13 protein-coding genes are annotated in these 16,560 nt (G+C 70.8%); 5 read left to right on the plus strand and 8 right to left on the minus strand.

Annotated features, from left to right (window positions below; translation table 11 throughout):
- The 3 genes from J1C73_RS02945 to J1C73_RS02955 all read left to right on the plus strand — a co-directional run.
- A partial coding sequence (locus J1C73_RS02945) for an ABC transporter permease subunit (protein ID WP_207314947.1) occupies window positions 1–502 on the plus strand: 502 nt, incomplete at its 5' end.
- A gap of 248 nt (window positions 503–750) precedes the next feature.
- The gene (dxs, locus tag J1C73_RS02950) at window positions 751–2,673 is read left to right on the plus strand and encodes a 1-deoxy-D-xylulose-5-phosphate synthase (RefSeq protein ID WP_207314956.1); all 1,923 of its coding nucleotides are present in this window, start codon (window positions 751–753) and stop codon (window positions 2,671–2,673) included.
- Between the two features lie 150 nt (window positions 2,674–2,823).
- Entirely contained in the window at window positions 2,824–4,329 is a 1,506-nt protein-coding gene (locus tag J1C73_RS02955; RefSeq protein ID WP_207314948.1) for an amino acid permease, read from the plus strand.
- A 265-nt stretch (window positions 4,330–4,594) separates the two neighbouring features.
- Here J1C73_RS02955 and J1C73_RS02960 read toward each other — a convergent pair whose 3' ends face one another.
- Window positions 4,595–5,692, minus strand: a complete 1,098-nt coding sequence (locus tag J1C73_RS02960; RefSeq protein ID WP_207314949.1) for an LCP family protein — start codon at window positions 5,690–5,692, stop codon at window positions 4,595–4,597.
- A 305-nt stretch (window positions 5,693–5,997) separates the two neighbouring features.
- Between J1C73_RS02960 and J1C73_RS02965 the strand changes: the two genes are divergently transcribed.
- Window positions 5,998–7,080 (plus strand): PLL family lectin, encoded by a 1,083-nt coding sequence (locus J1C73_RS02965; protein ID WP_242643626.1) that lies wholly within the window; start codon window positions 5,998–6,000, stop codon window positions 7,078–7,080.
- A gap of 113 nt (window positions 7,081–7,193) precedes the next feature.
- On the opposite strand, the gene J1C73_RS02970 is transcribed toward J1C73_RS02965, so the two are convergent.
- The 5 genes from J1C73_RS02970 to J1C73_RS02990 all read right to left on the minus strand — a co-directional run bounded on the left by J1C73_RS02970 (window position 7,194) and on the right by J1C73_RS02990 (window position 13,736).
- Complete coding sequence (locus J1C73_RS02970; RefSeq protein WP_207314951.1) at window positions 7,194–9,323, minus strand: 3-hydroxyacyl-CoA dehydrogenase NAD-binding domain-containing protein; 2,130 nt, start codon at window positions 9,321–9,323, stop codon at window positions 7,194–7,196.
- On the minus strand, window positions 9,320–10,546 hold the full coding sequence (locus tag J1C73_RS02975; RefSeq protein ID WP_123463197.1) for a thiolase family protein: 1,227 nt from the start codon (window positions 10,544–10,546) through the stop codon (window positions 9,320–9,322). The genes J1C73_RS02970 and J1C73_RS02975 overlap by 4 nt, the downstream gene beginning before the upstream one ends.
- A gap of 240 nt (window positions 10,547–10,786) precedes the next feature.
- Window positions 10,787–12,061: an HRDC domain-containing protein gene (locus J1C73_RS02980; protein WP_207314952.1), complete on the minus strand. Its 1,275-nt coding sequence runs from the start codon at window positions 12,059–12,061 to the stop codon at window positions 10,787–10,789.
- 115 nt (window positions 12,062–12,176) lie between these two features.
- A complete protein-coding gene (locus J1C73_RS02985; protein WP_024488613.1) occupies window positions 12,177–12,839 on the minus strand; it encodes a helix-turn-helix transcriptional regulator in 663 nt (220 codons plus the stop codon).
- 237 nt (window positions 12,840–13,076) lie between these two features.
- Window positions 13,077–13,736, minus strand: a complete 660-nt coding sequence (locus tag J1C73_RS02990; RefSeq protein WP_207314953.1) for a DUF3000 domain-containing protein — start codon at window positions 13,734–13,736, stop codon at window positions 13,077–13,079.
- A 92-nt stretch (window positions 13,737–13,828) separates the two neighbouring features.
- Here J1C73_RS02990 and hemE point away from each other — a divergent pair, with 92 nt between their 5' ends.
- Window positions 13,829–14,902, plus strand: a complete 1,074-nt coding sequence (gene hemE, locus J1C73_RS02995) for a uroporphyrinogen decarboxylase (RefSeq protein WP_207314954.1) — start codon at window positions 13,829–13,831, stop codon at window positions 14,900–14,902.
- A 22-nt stretch (window positions 14,903–14,924) separates the two neighbouring features.
- Here the strand turns inward: hemE and J1C73_RS03000 are convergent, their stop codons facing one another.
- Both J1C73_RS03000 and J1C73_RS34445 read right to left on the minus strand, forming a co-directional pair.
- Complete coding sequence (locus J1C73_RS03000) at window positions 14,925–16,307, minus strand: FAD-dependent oxidoreductase (RefSeq protein WP_207314955.1); 1,383 nt, start codon at window positions 16,305–16,307, stop codon at window positions 14,925–14,927.
- Between the two features lie 82 nt (window positions 16,308–16,389).
- On the minus strand, window positions 16,390–16,554 hold the full coding sequence (locus J1C73_RS34445; RefSeq protein WP_372446641.1) for a DUF4349 domain-containing protein: 165 nt from the start codon (window positions 16,552–16,554) through the stop codon (window positions 16,390–16,392).
- Window positions 16,555–16,560: the final 6 nt, after the last annotated feature.

Raw genomic sequence — 16,560 nt, forward strand, 5'->3', positions numbered from 1 at the left:
GCCCGCGGGCGCCCGCGGGCTGCCGCTGGCCCTGGTGCTCTTCCTCGCCGTCCTCGTGATCGCGGACTTCGTGGCCCGCCGTACGGCCTTCGGCCGCCAGGTCTTCGCGGTCGGCGGCAACCCCGAGGCCGCGCGCCGCGCCGGTATCAGCGTGGACCGGATCCGGATCATCGTCTTCGCGCTCTCCGGCACGCTGGGCGCCTTCGGCGGGCTCTTCATCGCCAGCCTCTCCGGCGGCGCCACCAAGAGCGTCGGCGGCGGCAACACCCTGATGCTGGTCATCGCGGCCGCGGTCATCGGCGGCACCAGCCTCTTCGGTGGCCGGGGCAAGGTCTGGTCCGCGCTCCTCGGCATGATCGTCATCCAGTCGATCCAGCAGGGCCTGAACATGATCGGCATGGCCAACGCCGTGCAGTACATGATCACCGGCGCGGTTCTCCTCGCCGCCGTGGTCATCGACTCGGTCTCCCGCCGCACGCAGAAGACCGCAGGCCGCGCCTAGGGCCCGACCGGTGCTGACACCGCGACGCCGTACCGTGCCCGGCGCCCCTCTCCACAGGGCGCCGGGCACGGTCGCGTACCGGTGCGGTGTGGGACAGCACACCCTGGCCGGGCGCCCGCTTCCGGTCGCGGGGCAGGCCGTTAGACTCATCGGATCGGCATGCTCGACCAGCACAATCGCAAGGAGGCACGGTGACACAGCCGCGCGAAGCGCGTCATGCACGGGCGGTGGTGGGCGACGGATGGGATCTGCTGACCCGCATCGGTGGACCGCGTGACCTGGACCGGCTCACCCCCGAGCAGCTGGAGCAGCTCGCCGAAGAGATCCGGACCTTCCTCGTCGACGCCGTCTCCAAGACCGGCGGACACCTCGGACCCAACCTGGGCGTGGTCGAACTGACCATCGCGCTGCACCGGGTCTTCGACTCGCCGAAGGACAAGGTCCTCTTCGACACCGGCCATCAGAGCTATGTGCACAAGCTCCTCACCGGCCGCCAGGACTTCACGAAGCTCAAGAGCAAGGGCGGCCTGTCCGGCTACCCCTCGCGTGCCGAGTCCGAGCACGACGTCATCGAGAACTCGCACGCCTCCACGGTGCTCGGCTGGGCCGACGGCCTCGCCAAGGCCAACGAGGTGCTGGGCCGCCCCGACCACGTCGTCGCGGTCATCGGTGACGGAGCGCTCACCGGCGGCATGGCCTGGGAGGCGCTGAACAACATCGCCGCCGCCAAGGACCGCCCGCTCGTCATCGTCGTCAACGACAACGAGCGCTCCTACGCGCCGACGATCGGCGGCCTCGCCAACCACCTCGCCACGCTCCGCACCACCGACGGCTACGAACGCTTCCTGGCCCGCGGCAAGGACCTCCTGGAGCGCACTCCCGTCGTGGGGAAGCCGCTGTACGAGACGCTGCACGGTGCCAAGAAGGGCCTCAAGGACTTCATCGCGCCGCAGGGCATGTTCGAGGACCTCGGCCTGAAGTACGTCGGACCGATCGACGGACACGACCTGGAGGCACTGGAGTCGGCGCTCCAGCGCGCCAAGCGCTTCGGCGGCCCGGTCATCGTCCACTGCCTCACCGAGAAGGGCCGCGGCTACACCCCGGCGCTGCTGGACGAGGCCGACCGATTCCACGCCGTCGGCAAGATCCACCCCGACACCGGCCTGCCCGTCGCCACCTCCGGCCTCGACTGGACCTCCGTCTTCGGCGAGGAGATGGTCAAGCTCGGCAAGGAGCGCGAGGACATCGTCGCGATCACCGCGGCCATGCTCCAGCCGGTCGGCCTGACCAAGTTCGAGAAGGCCTTCCCGGACCGGATCTACGACGTCGGCATCGCCGAGCAGCACGGCGCGGTCTCCGCGGCGGGCCTCGCCACCGGCGGGCTGCACCCCGTCTTCGCGGTGTACGCCACCTTCCTCAACCGCGCCTTCGACCAGGTCCTGATGGACGTCGCCCTGCACAAGTGCGGCGTGACCTTCGTACTGGACCGGGCCGGGGTCACCGGCACGGACGGCGCCTCGCACAACGGCATGTGGGACATGTCGATCCTGCAGTGCGTGCCGACGCTGCGGATCGCCGCCCCGCGCGACGCCGACCAGGTCCGCGCTCAGCTGCGCGAGGCCGTCGCGGTCGACGACGCCCCGACGGTCGTCCGCTTCTCCAAGGGCGCGGTCGGCCCGTCGGTCAAGGCCGTCGGCACGGTCGGCGGCATGGACGTGCTCCGTGAGCCCGGCACGTCCCGGCCCGACGTCCTGCTCGTCTCCATCGGCGCGCTCGCCCCGATGTGCCTGGACATCGCGGACCTGCTCGACGCCCAGGGCATCTCGACCACGGTCGTCGACCCGCGCTGGGTCAAGCCCGTGGACGAGGCCATGGCCCCGCTCGCCGCGCGGCACCGCGTCGTCGTCACCGTCGAGGACAACAGCAGGGCCGGTGGCGTCGGCTCCGCCGTCGCCCAGGCGCTGCGCGACGCCGACGTCGACGTACCGCTGCGCGACTTCGGCATTCCGCCGGTCTTCCTCGACCACGCCTCCCGCAAGGAGGTCATGGCCGAGATCGGGCTGACCGCACCGGACATCGCCCGGCAGGTCACCGGCCTGGTCGCCAAGTTCGACGGCCGCTACGAGACGGACGCGGAGAGCCGCTCCGTGGCGGAGCCCGTCCGGGACTGATCCGCCACGACGCACCACGATTGGGCCGGTCGCCCACCCTGTACGGGTGGTCCGACCGGCCCATTCGCGTGAAGTCGCGCCCTGCGGGGCGTGCTGCGGGCAACCCGGTCCGAATCATGGCATGCACGACGAGTGCGTGGAGGTACGCCGGTGAGCACGCAGCAGGACCTGCCCCCCAGCCGGGACGGGCTGTTCCGGACCAAGACGATCGAACAGTCCATCCGCGACACCGAGGAGCCGGAGCACGCTCTCAAGAAGTCCCTCTCCGCCCTGGACCTCACGGTCTTCGGGGTGGGTGTCATCATCGGCACCGGAATCTTCGTCCTCACCGGCAAGGTGGCCAAGGAGACCGCGGGACCCGCCACCGCCATCGCGTTCGTGGTCGCGGGCGTCGTCTGCGCCCTGGCCGCGCTCTGCTACGCGGAGTTCGCCTCCACCGTCCCGGTGGCCGGCTCCGCCTACACCTTCTCGTACGCCTCGCTCGGCGAACTGGTCGCCTGGATCATCGGCTGGGACCTGGTGCTGGAGTTCGCACTGGGCACGGCGGTGGTGGCGGTCGGCTGGTCCGGCTACGTCCGCTCACTGCTGGACAACATCGGCTGGTCCATGCCGGACGCGCTCTCCGGAACCGATGCGACGGCCGGATTCGGCTTCGACATCCTCGCCTTCGCCCTGGTCCTGGTGCTGACCGTCGTCCTGGTGCTCGGCATGAAGCTCTCCGCCCAGGTCACGACGGTGGTGGTGGCCATCAAGGTGGCCGTGGTGCTGATCGTGATCATCGCGGGTCTCTTCTTCATCGACACCGCGAACTACTCGCCCTTCATCCCCGAGGCCCAGCCGCAGTCCGCCGGATCGGGCCTACAAGCCCCGCTCGTCCAGCTGATCTTCGGGTACGCACCCACCAACTTCGGCGTCATGGGCATCTTCACCGCCGCCTCGGTCGTCTTCTTCGCCTTCATCGGCTTCGACGTGGTGGCCACGGCCGCCGAGGAGACCAAGGTCCCGCAGCGCGACATGCCGCGCGGCATCATGGCCTCGCTCCTCATCTGCACCACGCTCTACGTCGCCGTATCGATCGTGGTCACGGGAATGGAGCACTACTCCGAGCTCTCGGTGGACGCCCCGCTCGCCGACGCCTTCAAGGCCGTCGGGCACCCCGTCTACGCCGGGATCATCAGCTTCGGCGCCGCCATCGGCCTCACCGTGGTCTGCATGATCCTGCTGCTCGGCCAGACCCGGGTGTTCTTCGCGATGAGCCGGGACGGGCTGCTCCCGCGGTTCTTCTCGAGGACGCACCCGCGCTTCCGCACCCCGTACCGCCCGACGATCCTGCTCGGCGTGATCATCGCGATCGTCGCTGGATTCACCAGCATCAACGAGCTCGCGACGCTGGTGAACATCGGCACGCTCTTCGCCTTCGTGGTCGTCGCCCTGGGCGTCATCGTCCTGCGCCGCACCCGCCCCGGGCTGCACCGCGCCTTCCGTACCCCGTGGGTCCCGCTGCTCCCGATCGCCTCGGTGGCCGCGTCGGTCTGGCTGATGCTCAATCTGCCGGCCGAGACATGGCTGCGGTTCGGCATCTGGATGGTCATCGGCGTGGTCATCTACTTCGCCTACGGCCGCAAGCACAGCCGGGTGCACCACACCACCGAGTGAGACCGGCCGCACCGCCCGCGGACCCGCGCACCGGGTCCCGCGTATGCCCGGCCTGCTCGGCGGCCTCGTGCGGGCCTGCCCATGCTGTGGGCCGGATGGAGCCGGGACAAGGGGTGGGGGACGCCGCTCTGCTGCAGGAGGTGAGCCGGGGGATCCGGCCCTGCTGCCGGCCGAGCCGGGTACGGGATGGAGCGCGAACTCCGCCCCGTTCCCCCGGCCCCTCTCAGCGGTCCCGGTCCCCGAAGGCGGCACCGGTGCGGTTGTGTCAGCCGCCGGTCGCGGGCGACTTCTTGGCGGACTCCGGGATGGCGGCGTCCTCGCGGATCGCCTTCCAGAGCGTCTTGGCCTGCGGCTGGGCGGCCACCACGCGGTTGGGGTCGATCTTGTCGTACGCCACCGGAAGCATGATGGTCTCCATCGAGCCCGGGTCCACGCCGTTCATCGAACGGGCGAACTGCGTCAGCGACTTGAGGGAGGCGAGTCCCTCGTCGGTGGTGAGGGACTTGGTGGCGGAGTTCGCGATCTTGTAGGCGTTGGCCGGACTGCCCAGCAGGTTCTGCGACTTGACCTCGCTGAGCAGGGCCAGGAGGAACTGCTGCTGGAGCCCGATGCGGCCGAGGTCGCTGCCGTCGCCGATGCCGTGGCGGGTGCGGACGTAGGAGAGGGACTCGGTGCCGTTGAGCTTGTGGGGCCCGGCGGTGAGGTCGAGTCCGGAGGACTTGTCGTGGATATCCTGGGGGACATCGACGGTGACGCCGCCGATGGCGTCGACGAGGTCCTTGAACCCGGCGAAGTTGATCTCCAGATAGTGGTCGATGCGGACCCCGGACATCTTCTCCACGGTCTTGACCACGCAGGCCGGACCGACCTGGGAGTAGACGGAGTTGAACATCACGCGGTTCGCGGAGTCCACGGTGGAGCCGTCGGCCTTGGTGCACTCGGGCCGGGTCACCAGGGTGTCGCGGGGGATGGACACGGCGACGGCTCTGCTGCGGCCCTCGGGGACGTGCACCACCATCGCGGTGTCGGAGCGCGCCCCGCTGACGCCGCCCCCGCCGCCCAGTGCCTTGTTCTCTGCCCCGGCGCGCGAGTCGGAGCCGAGAACCAGCAGGTTCTGTCCACTGGTGGGGAGCTTCTCGGGGCGGTCGTCACCGAGTGCCTTGTTGATGTCGACGCCCTTGATGTTCCCGTCGAGCCGGCTGTAGAGCCAGTACGCCGTTCCGCCCGCGGCGATGACGAGTACCAGGACCGACAGCAGGACGGCCCGCCGTATTCGCTGGCCCCGCGTTCGTACGCGCTTGCGTCCGTGGCGGGTGTGCTCCGGGGAGCCCTGGTGGTCAGGGGCGAAGGCGTCTTGGCTCATCCTGGGTGAGTCCTCACAACTTATGGCCTGGTCGAGGCGCAGGTGATGGGGTGGGATTCGGGTGGGGGGGATGAGGCCGGTCCGCGATTTCCTGGGACTGAGCACTATAGACAGTCGAGTAGGTGTACGTACGGCGGACTGTGACGTGGCCGTGCCGGTGTGAGCGCGTGGCAGGGGCGGATCGGCGGCGAATCGTACGCTGGTGAGCCCCGGAATACACGTTCCTGCCGGGGCTTAGGATGTAACGGATTCGAAATGCTGAGCGATTTGACGGACGTCAGTTCTTGAAAGGTAATCGCAGACTCATGCTCGGACAGGATGCCCGCGCGACCTCGAAGGTTGCCCCTGAGGCGCAGGCGCTACGCGGTATCTGGCTCACCCGGGGCAAGGACGGCCGGATCACCGCTTACGCTCCCGGCGAGGGCGGTCTCCGTCGCTGGACGGAGAAGCGCCCCGGTGGTCCGGAATGGGATGCCTCCGATGTGGTGCCGCTCCCGGAGCTGACGCATCTGTCCGTGGCGCAGAACGCCGAGGCCTACGTTCATTTCGCCGGACGGCGTGAACGGCCCGCCGCCGACGGGGACGGCGTCACCGTCGACATCGTGCACGCGATCCAGTACCAGACGGGGCGTCCGGTCTCGGCCTGGAACTCGCTGGGCAACCCGCACAAGGAACCCGACGTGGGCAGCAGGTTCGGTGCGCCGGTCGTGGTGGTGAACGGGGCGGGTGAGGTGAACATCGCCGTCCGCAACGGGCGCGGCGGCATGATGGTGCGGCGCGAGCGCAAGGACGGCAAGTGGCGCGGCTGGGAGGACCTGCGCTGTACGCGCATCAAGGAGGTCCCCGCCGTGGCGGTGCTCAGCACCGGCTGCATCGAGATCTTCGCGGTGACGAACAAGGAGACACTGCACTGGGAGCAGGAGAAGCCCGGTGGAGGGTGGGGCGACGTCCGGCGCTCACCGGCCGTGGTGAGGCCGGGTTCCCTGGCCGTGCTGGAGACGTCGGCCGGCCGCGCCACGTACTACTGGACGGACCCCGAGAGCGGTGTCGTCGCCTACCGCGCCGGTGTCGGGCCCATGTCCCTCGGCGGCGTTCCGGGCACTGGCGCGCACGCCGCGATCCGCACGGTCCTGGACAGCTTCGACTGCACGGTGCTCGCTCACCGAGGGGCGAACGGCGCGGCGGCCGTCGGCGTCGGCATGACCGAGAACGAGGCCAATGGCGTGTGGTGGTCGGACACCGGCGCGCCCTGCGTGAACACCCCGGTCCTGACGCATGACGCCCTGGGCCGGGTGGTGATGGCGGTCGTCGGCGAGGACGGGACCCCGCGCGTGGCGCGCCAGACGGACGGCCCGGGGCTGAGCCTCGACGAGTGGCGTGTGCTCTGAGCCGTTCGCCGTCGTGGTCGTCACGCGGCGAGGCCGCTGAGCGCCCCGCGAACACGCGGAAGGGCCGCACCGGAACCATCCGGTGCGGCCCTTCCGCGCAGCGGTGAAGGATGTTACGCCGGAACGCTCGCCACGCCCTGCGCCAGGAACTTCTTCCCGTTGACCCGCTCGGAGACGCCCTCGCGGTCCAGGTACGGCGTGATGCCGCCCAGGTGGAAGGGCCAGCCCGCGCCGGTGATCAGGCAGAGGTCGATGTCCTGGGCCTCGGCGACGACGCCCTCGTCCAGCATCAGGCCGATCTCCTGCGCCACCGCGTCCAGGACACGGTCACGGACCTGCTCCTCGGACAGGACGGAGTCGCCCTGCTTCAGGAGTGCGGCGACCTCCGGGTCCAGCTCCGGCTTGCCGGAGCCGTACACGTAGAAGCCGCGCTTGCCGGCCTTGACGACCGCGGCCAGGTTCTCGGAGACGGTGAAGCGCTCCGGGAAGGCGCGGTTCAGGGTCTCGGAGACGTGCAGGCCGATCGCGGGGCCGACCAGTTCCAGGAGCACCAGCGGGGACATCGGCAGGCCGAGCGGCTCGATGGCCTTCTCCGCGACCTCGACCGGGGTGCCCTCGTCGATGACGTTCTGGATCTCGCCCATGAAGCGGGTGAGGATGCGGTTGACGACGAACGCTGGGGCGTCCTTCACCAGGACCGCGGTCTTCTTCAGCTTGCGGGCGACCCCGAAGGCCGTGGCCAGTGAGGCGTCGTCGGTCTGCTCGCCGCGGACGATCTCCAGGAGCGGAAGGATCGCGACCGGGTTGAAGAAGTGGAAGCCGACGACCCGCTCGGGGTTCTTCAGCTTCGACGCCATCTCGGTGACCGAGAGGGACGAGGTGTTGGTGGCGAGGATCGCGTGCGCCGGGGCGACCGCCTCGACCTCCGCGAACACCTGCTGCTTGACGCCGATCTCCTCGAAGACGGCCTCGATGATGAAGTCGGCGTCAAAGAAGCCCTCCGCCTTGTCCAGCACACCGGAGACCAGGGCCTTCAGACGGTTGGCCTTGTCCTGGTTGATGCGGCCCTTGCCGAGCAGCTTCTCGATCTCGCCGTGGACGTAGCCCACACCCTTGTCGACGCGTGCCTGGTCGATGTCGGTCAGCACGACCGGCACCTCCAGGCGGCGCAGGAACAGCAGGGCGAGCTGCGAGGCCATCAGGCCCGCGCCCACCACGCCGACCTTGGTCACCGGCCGGGCCAGGGCCTTGTCCGGGGCACCGGCCGGGCGCTTGGCGCGCTTCTGGACCAGGTTGAACGAGTAGATGCCCGAGCGCAGTTCGCCGCCCATGATCAGGTCCGCGAGGGCCCGGTCCTCGGCGTCGAAGCCGGCGCCCAGGTCGCCGTCCTTGGCCGCGGCGATGATGTCCAGCGCGCGGTACGCGGCCGGGGCGGCGCCGTGCACCTTGGAGTCCGCGATGGCCTTGCCGCGCGCGACGGCCTGGTCCCAGGCGTCTCCGCGGTCGATCGCGGGGCGCTCCACCGCGATCGTGCCGCCCAGCACGGACGCGGTCCAGATCAGCGACTGCTCCAGGAAGTCGGCGCCCTCGAACAGCGCGTCGGCGATCCCGAGCTCGAAGACCTGCTTGCCCTTGAGCTGGCGGTTCTGGTTGAGCGAGTTCTCGATGATCACCGTGACCGCGCGGTCGGCGCCGATCAGGTTGGGAAGCAGCGCGCAGCCGCCCCAGCCGGGGACCAGGCCGAGGAAGACCTCGGGCAGCGAGAACGCGGGCAGCGCCTTGGAGACGGTGCGGTACGAGCAGTGCAGACCGACCTCGACACCGCCGCCCATCGCCGCGCCGTTGTAGTACGCGAACGTCGGGACCGCGAGAGCGGACAGCCGGCGGAAGACGTCGTGGCCGCCCTTGCCGATGGCCAGCGCGTCGCTGTGCTCCTTGAGCAGCTCGACGCCCTTGAGGTCGGCGCCGACCGCGAAGATGAACGGCTTGCCGGTGATGCCGATGCCGGTGATCGTGCCCTCGGCGGCCTCCTTCTCGACCTGGTCGATCGCGGCGTCGAGATTCGCCAGCGACTGGGGTCCGAAGGTGGTCGGCTTGGTGTGGTCCAGGCCGTTGTCCAGGGTGATGAGGGCGAAGTTGCCCGCGCCTCCCGGCAGGTCGAGGTGGCGTACGTGCGCCTGCGTGACGACCTCGCCGGGGAACAGCTCGGCCGCACCCTTCAGAAGCTCGGTGGTGGAGCTCACTTGCTGCCTCCGTCTGCGTCGAAGTGCGGGTTCTCCCAGACGACGGTGGCGCCCATGCCGAAGCCGACGCACATGGTGGTCAGGCCGTAGCGGACCTCGGGCTGCTCCTCGAACTGGCGGGCCAGCTGAGTCATCAGCCGGACGCCGGAGGAGGCCAGCGGGTGGCCGTAGGCGATCGCGCCGCCGTACTGGTTGACGCGCGCGTCGTCGTCGGCGATGCCGTAGTGCTCCAGGAAGGCGAGCACCTGCACGGCGAACGCCTCGTTGATCTCGAAGAGACCGATGTCCGAGATGGACAGGCCCGCCTTGGCGAGGGCCTTCTCCGTCGCCGGGATCGGGCCGTAGCCCATGACCTCCGGCTCGACGCCGGCGAAGGCGTAGGAGACGAGGCGCATCCTGACCGGGAGGCCCAGCTCGCGGGCGACGTCCTCGGCGGCGAGCAGTGAGGCGGTGGCGCCGTCGTTGAGCCCCGCGGCGTTACCGGCCGTCACGCGGCCGTGGGCGCGGAACGGGGTCTTCAGACCGGCCAGGGACTCCATCGTGGTGCCCGGACGCATCGGCTCGTCGGCGGTGACCAGGCCCCAGCCCGTCTCACCGGCCTCGGGGTTGGTGCGGCGCACGGAGACCGGCACCAGGTCCTGCTGGATGCTGCCGTTGGCGTACGCCTTGGCGGCCTTCTCCTGCGAACGCACCGCGTACTCGTCGGCGCGCTGCTTGGTGATCGTGGGGTACCGGTCGTGCAGGTTCTCCGCGGTCATGCCCATGAACAGGGCGGACTCGTCGACCAGCTTCTCCGACACGAAGCGCGGGTTCGGGTCCACGCCCTCGCCCATCGGGTGCCGGCCCATGTGCTCGACGCCACCGGCGACGACGACGTCGTACGCGCCGAAGGCGATGGAGCCGGCCGTCGAGGTGACGGCGGTCAGGGCGCCCGCACACATGCGGTCGATGGAGTAGCCGGGGACGGACTGCGGCAGACCGGCCAGGATTCCGGCGGTGCGGCCGAGCGTGAGGCCCTGGTCGCCGATCTGGGTGGTCGCGGCGATGGCGACCTCGTCGATCAGTGCGGGGTCCAGGTCCGGGTTGCGGCGCAGCAGCTCCCGGATGGCCTTCACGACGAGATCGTCGGCGCGGGTCTCGTGGTAGATGCCCTTCGGGCCCGCTTTGCCGAACGGGGTGCGGACGCCGTCGACGAAGACGACGTCCCGGATGGTACGAGGCACGGTGGCTCTCCTCCAGGGTGCGGGATGGCACTGCTGCGGGGCACGCCCGGAAGCGCGCCGCCACCCTCATGCTACTTGCGGGTAACCAGACTGCCCAGTCCTTGCGACGGGAGCGGCGAAGGTCACATACGCGAAATGGCCCGGACGGCCTTGAAATCGGCCCGTCCGGGCCATGAAACGCGGAGTGAGCGGCCGCAGGCCGCTCAACCTGGCGTGAATACGCCCCTGTCCGATGCCCTCTCAGGCCTCCGGAATCAGTGCATCGACCAACAGAGGGGTCACCTGTTCGATCTGCCAGTGCCGTGCGCCGTATCCGGCGAGTGCGTATCCGACCGCGTCCGGCGTCGGATCCTTCGGCGGTTCCCAGCACACCCGGCGCACCGTGTCCGGCGTGATCAGGTTCTCCTGGGGCATGTGCAGCCGCTCCGCGAGCTCGGACACCGCGGCACGTGCGGCCGACAAGCGTGCTGCCGCGACCGGGTCCTTGTCCGCCCAGGCGCGCGGGGGCGGCGGGCCCGTCAGCGGCTGGCCGGGCTGCGGGAGCTCCGTGTCGGGCAGTTCCTTCGCCCGGTCGACGGCGGCCTGCCACTGCTCCAGCTGCCGCCGGCCCATGCGGTGGCCGTAGCCGGGCAGCGCGGTCAGCGCCTGGACATTGGCCGGGAGCGCCAGCGCGGCCTCGACGATCGCGGCGTCGCCGAGCACCTTGCCGGGCGAGATGTCGCGGCGCCGGGCGACCTGGTCGCGGGTGTTCCACAGCTCCCGGACCACCGCCATCTGGCGGCGGCGGCGGACCTTGTGCATCCCGGAGGTGCGGCGCCAGGGGTCCTGGCGCGGGGGAGCGGGCGGTGCCGCGGCGATGGCGGCGAACTCCTCCTGGGCCCACTCCAGCTTGCCCTGCCGGTCGAGCTCCTCCTCCAGGGCGTTGCGCAGATCGATCAGCAGCTCGACGTCGAGCGCCGCGTAGCGCAGCCAGGGGTCGGGCAGCGGGCGGGTGGACCAGTCGACGGCGGAGTGCCCCTTCTCCAGGGAGTAACCGAGCACGCTCTCGACCATCGCGCCGAGGCCGACCCGCGGGAAGCCGGCCAGCCGTCCGGCCAGCTCGGTGTCGAAGAGCCCGGTCGGCGTCATCCCTATCTCGCGCAGGCAGGGCAGGTCCTGGGTCGCCGCGTGCAGGATCCACTCGGCCCCGTGCAGCGCCTCGCCCAGCCCGGACAGGTCGGGACAGCCGACCGGGTCGATGAGCGCACTGCCCGCGCCGTCACGGCGCAGCTGTACGAGATAGGCGCGCTGCCCGTAGCGGTAGCCGGAGGCGCGCTCGGCGTCGACGGCCACCGGGCCGGAGCCCGCGGCGAAGGCCGCGATCACCCTGGCCAGGGCGTCGTCGGAGGCCACCACCGGTGGAATGCCCTCGCGAGGTTCGAGCAAGGGGATCGGCGCCGGGGCGACGTCGTCCGGGGGGGCGCCCCCGGTGGTTCGCAGTGAAGTGTCTGCTGCGGTCTCTTGGGCGTCGGTCACGTGTCAAGGGTATCTGTGTATGTGCGGCGCCCGTCGACGGAACGTTCCGTCGACGGGCGCCGATGCACGTAAACCAGCCGGATCCGCATTTCTGCACACCGGCGGGGGTGTGGAATCAGTGGATGATGCCCGTTCGCAGGGCCACGGCGACCATTCCTGCACGGTCTCCGGTGCCGAGCTTGCGGGCGATTCGGGCGAGGTGGCTCTTGACGGTCAGGGCGGAGAGCCCCATGGAGACGCCGATGGCCTTGTTGGACTGCCCTTCGGCGACGAGCCGGAGGACCTCCACCTCGCGGCCGGACAGTTCGCGGTAGCCGCCCGGGTGGCTCGGGGTGCCGGGAGGACGGCGGTGCATACGGGCGGCATTGGCGCCGATGGGCGCGACGCCGGGACGGGTGGGGTGGCCGATGTTGGTACGGGTGCCGGTGACGACATAGCCCTTGACGCCGCCCGCGAGGGCGTTGCGTACAGCGCCGATGTCATCGGCGGCGGAGAGGGCGAGGCCGTTCGGCCAGCCGGCGGCTCGGGTTTCGGACAGCAGGGTCAGCCCGGAACCGTCGGGCAGGTGGACGTCGGCTACGCAGATGTCGCGCGGGTTGCCGACGCGGGGGCGGGCCTCCGCGATGGACGACGCCTCGATGACGTCACGTACTCCGAGTGCCCACAGATGGCGGGTGACGGTGGAACGGACGCGCGGGTCGGCCACGACGACCATGGCCGTCGGCTTGTTCGGGCGGTAGGCGACCAGGCTTGCGGGCTGCTCGAGGAGAACGGACACCAGGCCTCCTGGGGAGTGGCGGGACGGGCCGGCTCGGGGATGAAGCCGGGGCGAACCGTGCTTGAAGGGTCATTGACCTCTTCGGCACCGGAAGCCCGCTCCTTTAGAGGAAGATCACGATTTGGTGAGTAACAATTCGGGCAAATAGGACACGCGATCGATTGTACGAAAAGAGAGCCGGTGCCTGTGCGAGGTTTGTGACGCAGTGTCACGAAGTGCGGGGGCGGGGTCCCGCTCCTAAGAAACCTGCGGTCCGCGCCGCTGTGGCAGCGTCACCACCGCCGCGTCGGCCGCGCCCGAGGGCGGCAGGCCGGCGATCTGGCACAGCAGGTCGCCCCACGCCATCAGATGCGCCGCAGTGTCCGGCACCCCGCCGCGCCCCTCGCGGGGCGTCCAGGACGCCCGGATCTCGATCTGGGTCGCCGGACGACGCGCCCCCAGCGCGCCGAAGTAGTGCGAACCCGCCCGGGTGACCGTGCCGCCCGCCTCCCCGTAACCGAGGCCCCGCGCCTCCAGCGCCCCGGTCAGCCACGACCAGCACACCTCCGGCAACAGCGGATCAGAGGCCATCTCCGGCTCCAGCTCGGCGCGGACGAGGGTCACCAGCCGGAACGTGCCCTGCCAGGCCTCGTGCCCGGCCGGGTCGTGGAGCAGGACGAGCCGGCCGTCGGCGAGATCGTCCTCGCCGTCGACGACGGCCGCCTCCAGTGCGTACGCGTGCGGAGCCAGGCGCTTCGGCGGCCGCGTGGGCTCCACCTCCAGCTCGGGGCGGAGCCGCGCCGAGCGCAGCGCGTCGACCGCCGAACGGAACGCGGGCGGGACGGAACCACCCTCCGCACTGTCCTCGCTGTCAGTGCCATCGGGTTGATCGGAGAAGTGTCCCTGAGCCGGAGCCATGCGGGGAAGAGTAGGCGGAACCGGAGTCTCGCGCAGGGAGGGACACCCGTGCGGGGTCGGGCTCCTTCCGTGTGCGTGCGAAGATTCTGTGCGTGAGTGCCAACGATCGCCCTTCGGGCCAGCAGACGAAGACCTCCGCCACCCACGACTCGGCGTTCCTCAAGGCGTGCCGGCGCGAGCCCGTGCCGCACACGCCGGTCTGGTTCATGCGCCAGGCGGGGCGCTCGCTGCCCGAGTACCTGAAGGTCCGCGAGGGCATTCCGATGCTCGACTCCTGCACGATGCCGGAGCTCGTCGCCGAGATCACGATGCAGCCCGTCCGCCGCCACAAGGTCGACGCCGCGGTCTACTACAGCGACATCGTCGTCCCCCTCAAGGCGATCGGCATCGACCTCGACATCAAGCCCGGCGTCGGACCGGTGATCGCCGAGCCGATCCGCACCCGCGCCGACCTGGCCCGGCTGCGCGACCTCACCCCCGAGGACGTCTGGTACGTCACCGAGGCAATCGGCCTGCTCACCGCCGAGCTGGGGTCCACCCCGCTGATCGGCTTCGCGGGCGCCCCGTTCACCCTCGCCAGCTACCTCGTGGAGGGCGGCCCGTCCCGCAACCACGAGCACACCAAGGCCCTGATGTACGGCGACCCGGAGCTCTGGGCCGACCTCCTGGACCGCCTCGCCGAGATCACCGGCGCCTTCCTCAAGGTTCAGATCGAGGCGGGCGCCTCCGCCGTGCAGCTCTTCGACTCCTGGGTGGGCGCGCTGGCCCCCGCCGACTACCGCCGCTCGGTGCTGCCCGCCTCCGCGAAGGTCTTCGACGCCGTCGCCCCGTACGGAGTGCCGCGCATCCACTTCGGCGTCGGCACCGGCGAACTCCTCGGCCTCATGGGCGAGGCCGGCGCGGACGTCGTCGGCGTCGACTGGCGGGTCCCGATGGACGAGGCCGCGCGCCGCGTCGGCCCCGGCAAGGCGCTCCAGGGCAACCTCGACCCCGCCGTGCTGTTCGCCCCGACCTCGGTGGTGGAGGCCAAGACCCAGGAGGTGCTGGACGCGTCCGCCGGTCTGGAGGGCCACATCTTCAACCTGGGCCACGGCGTGATGCCGTCGATGGCCCCGGACGCGCTGACCCGCCTCGTCGAGTACGTGCACACGAGCACCGCCCGCTGACCGGCCGGGAGCCGGGCACCGCTCAGGCGGTGCCCGCCTTCCGCAGTGCCGTCACCGTCTTGCGGGCCGCCACCAGCACCGGGTCCCAGACCGGTGAGAACGGCGGGGCGTAACCGAGGTCCAGGGCGGTCATCTGCTCGACCGTCATCCCGGCGGTGAGCGCCACCGCCGCGACGTCCACCCGCTTCGCCGCCCCGTCCCGGCCCACGATCTGCACACCCAGCAGCCGCCCGGTGCGGTACTCCGCGAGCATCTTCACCGTCATCGGCCGCGCCCCCGGGTAGTAGCCCGCCCGGCCCGTCGACTCGATCGTCGCCGTGACGAACCGCAGGCCCACCGCAAGGGCGTCCTTCTCCCGCAGCCCGGTGCGGGCGATCTCCAGATCGCAGACCTTGCTCACCGCCGTGCCCACCACCCCGGGGAACGTCCCGTAGCCGCCGGCGACATTGGACCCGATGATCTGGCCGTGCTTGTTGGCGTGCGTGCCCAGGGCGATGTGACGGGTGCGGCCCGCCACCAGGTCGAGCACCTCGACGCAGTCGCCGCCCGCCCAGATGTTGTCGTGGCCGACGACCCGCATCGACAGATCGGTGAGCAGCCCGCCGTGCGGACCGACCGGCAGACCGACCGCGCGGGCCAGCGCCGTCTCCGGCTCGACGCCGATGCCGAGCACCACCACATCCGCCGGGTACGACGCGTCGGCCGTCTCCACGGCGCTCACCCGGCCGTCCGGCCCGGTACGGATCTCGGTGACCGCGGCCCGGTTCACCGTGGTGATGCCGAGACCGTCCATCGCGTCGTGCACGAGACGCCCCATATCGGGGTCGAGCGTCGCCATCGGCTGCTCGCCGCGGTTGAGCACGGTCACCTCGAAGCCGCGCTTCAGCATCGCCTCAGCCATCTCGACGCCGATGTAGCCCGCGCCGACGACGACCGCGCGCCGGCCCGCCGCCCGGTCCAGGGAGTCCAGCAGCGCCTGTCCGTCGTCCAGGGTCTGCACACCGTGCACCCCGTCCGCGTCCATGCCGGGCAGCGCCGGGCGCACCGGCCTGGCCCCCGTCGCGATCACCAGCTTGTCGAAACCGGTCCAGGAGGTCTCGCCGGAGTCCCGGTCCAGGGCGCGCACCCGCTGCCCCGCGACATCGATCTCCGTCACCTCGGTGCGCATCCGCAGATCGATGTCCCGGGCCCGGTGCTCCTCGGGGCCGCGCGCGATCAGGTCCTCCCGCCGCTCGATGTCGCCGCCGACCCAGTACGGGATGCCGCAGGCGGAGTACGAGGTGAAGTGGCCCCGCTCGAAGGCGGTGATGCTCAGCTCGCCCGGACCCTTGAGCCGACGCGCCTGGGATGCGGCGGACATGCCCGCCGCATCCCCGCCGATGACCACCAGTCGTTCCGCCGTCATGCCAGTCCCTTCGATGCCCCGTCCGAAGGCCCACGCTACGGCGCCACGGCTCCCAGTGGGGCCGTGGCGCCCCCGGGACGGCTCACCCGCCGTCCGGCCCCGCCTTCCCGCCCCGGCGCCGCAGCAGCCGCCACAGGACCAGCACGACGGCGGCCACGGCCAGGAACGGAGCCGTGGCCCCCACTGCCATCGCGAGCCACCGCACCATCGTCACGAACGCGTGCCAGCCGCCGCCCACGGCGTCCACGAACCC

Origin of the sequence: Streptomyces laculatispora (assembly GCF_017353455.1) — a bacterium.
In the GTDB taxonomy this organism is placed as follows: Bacteria; Actinomycetota; Actinomycetes; order Streptomycetales; family Streptomycetaceae; genus Streptomyces; species Streptomyces laculatispora.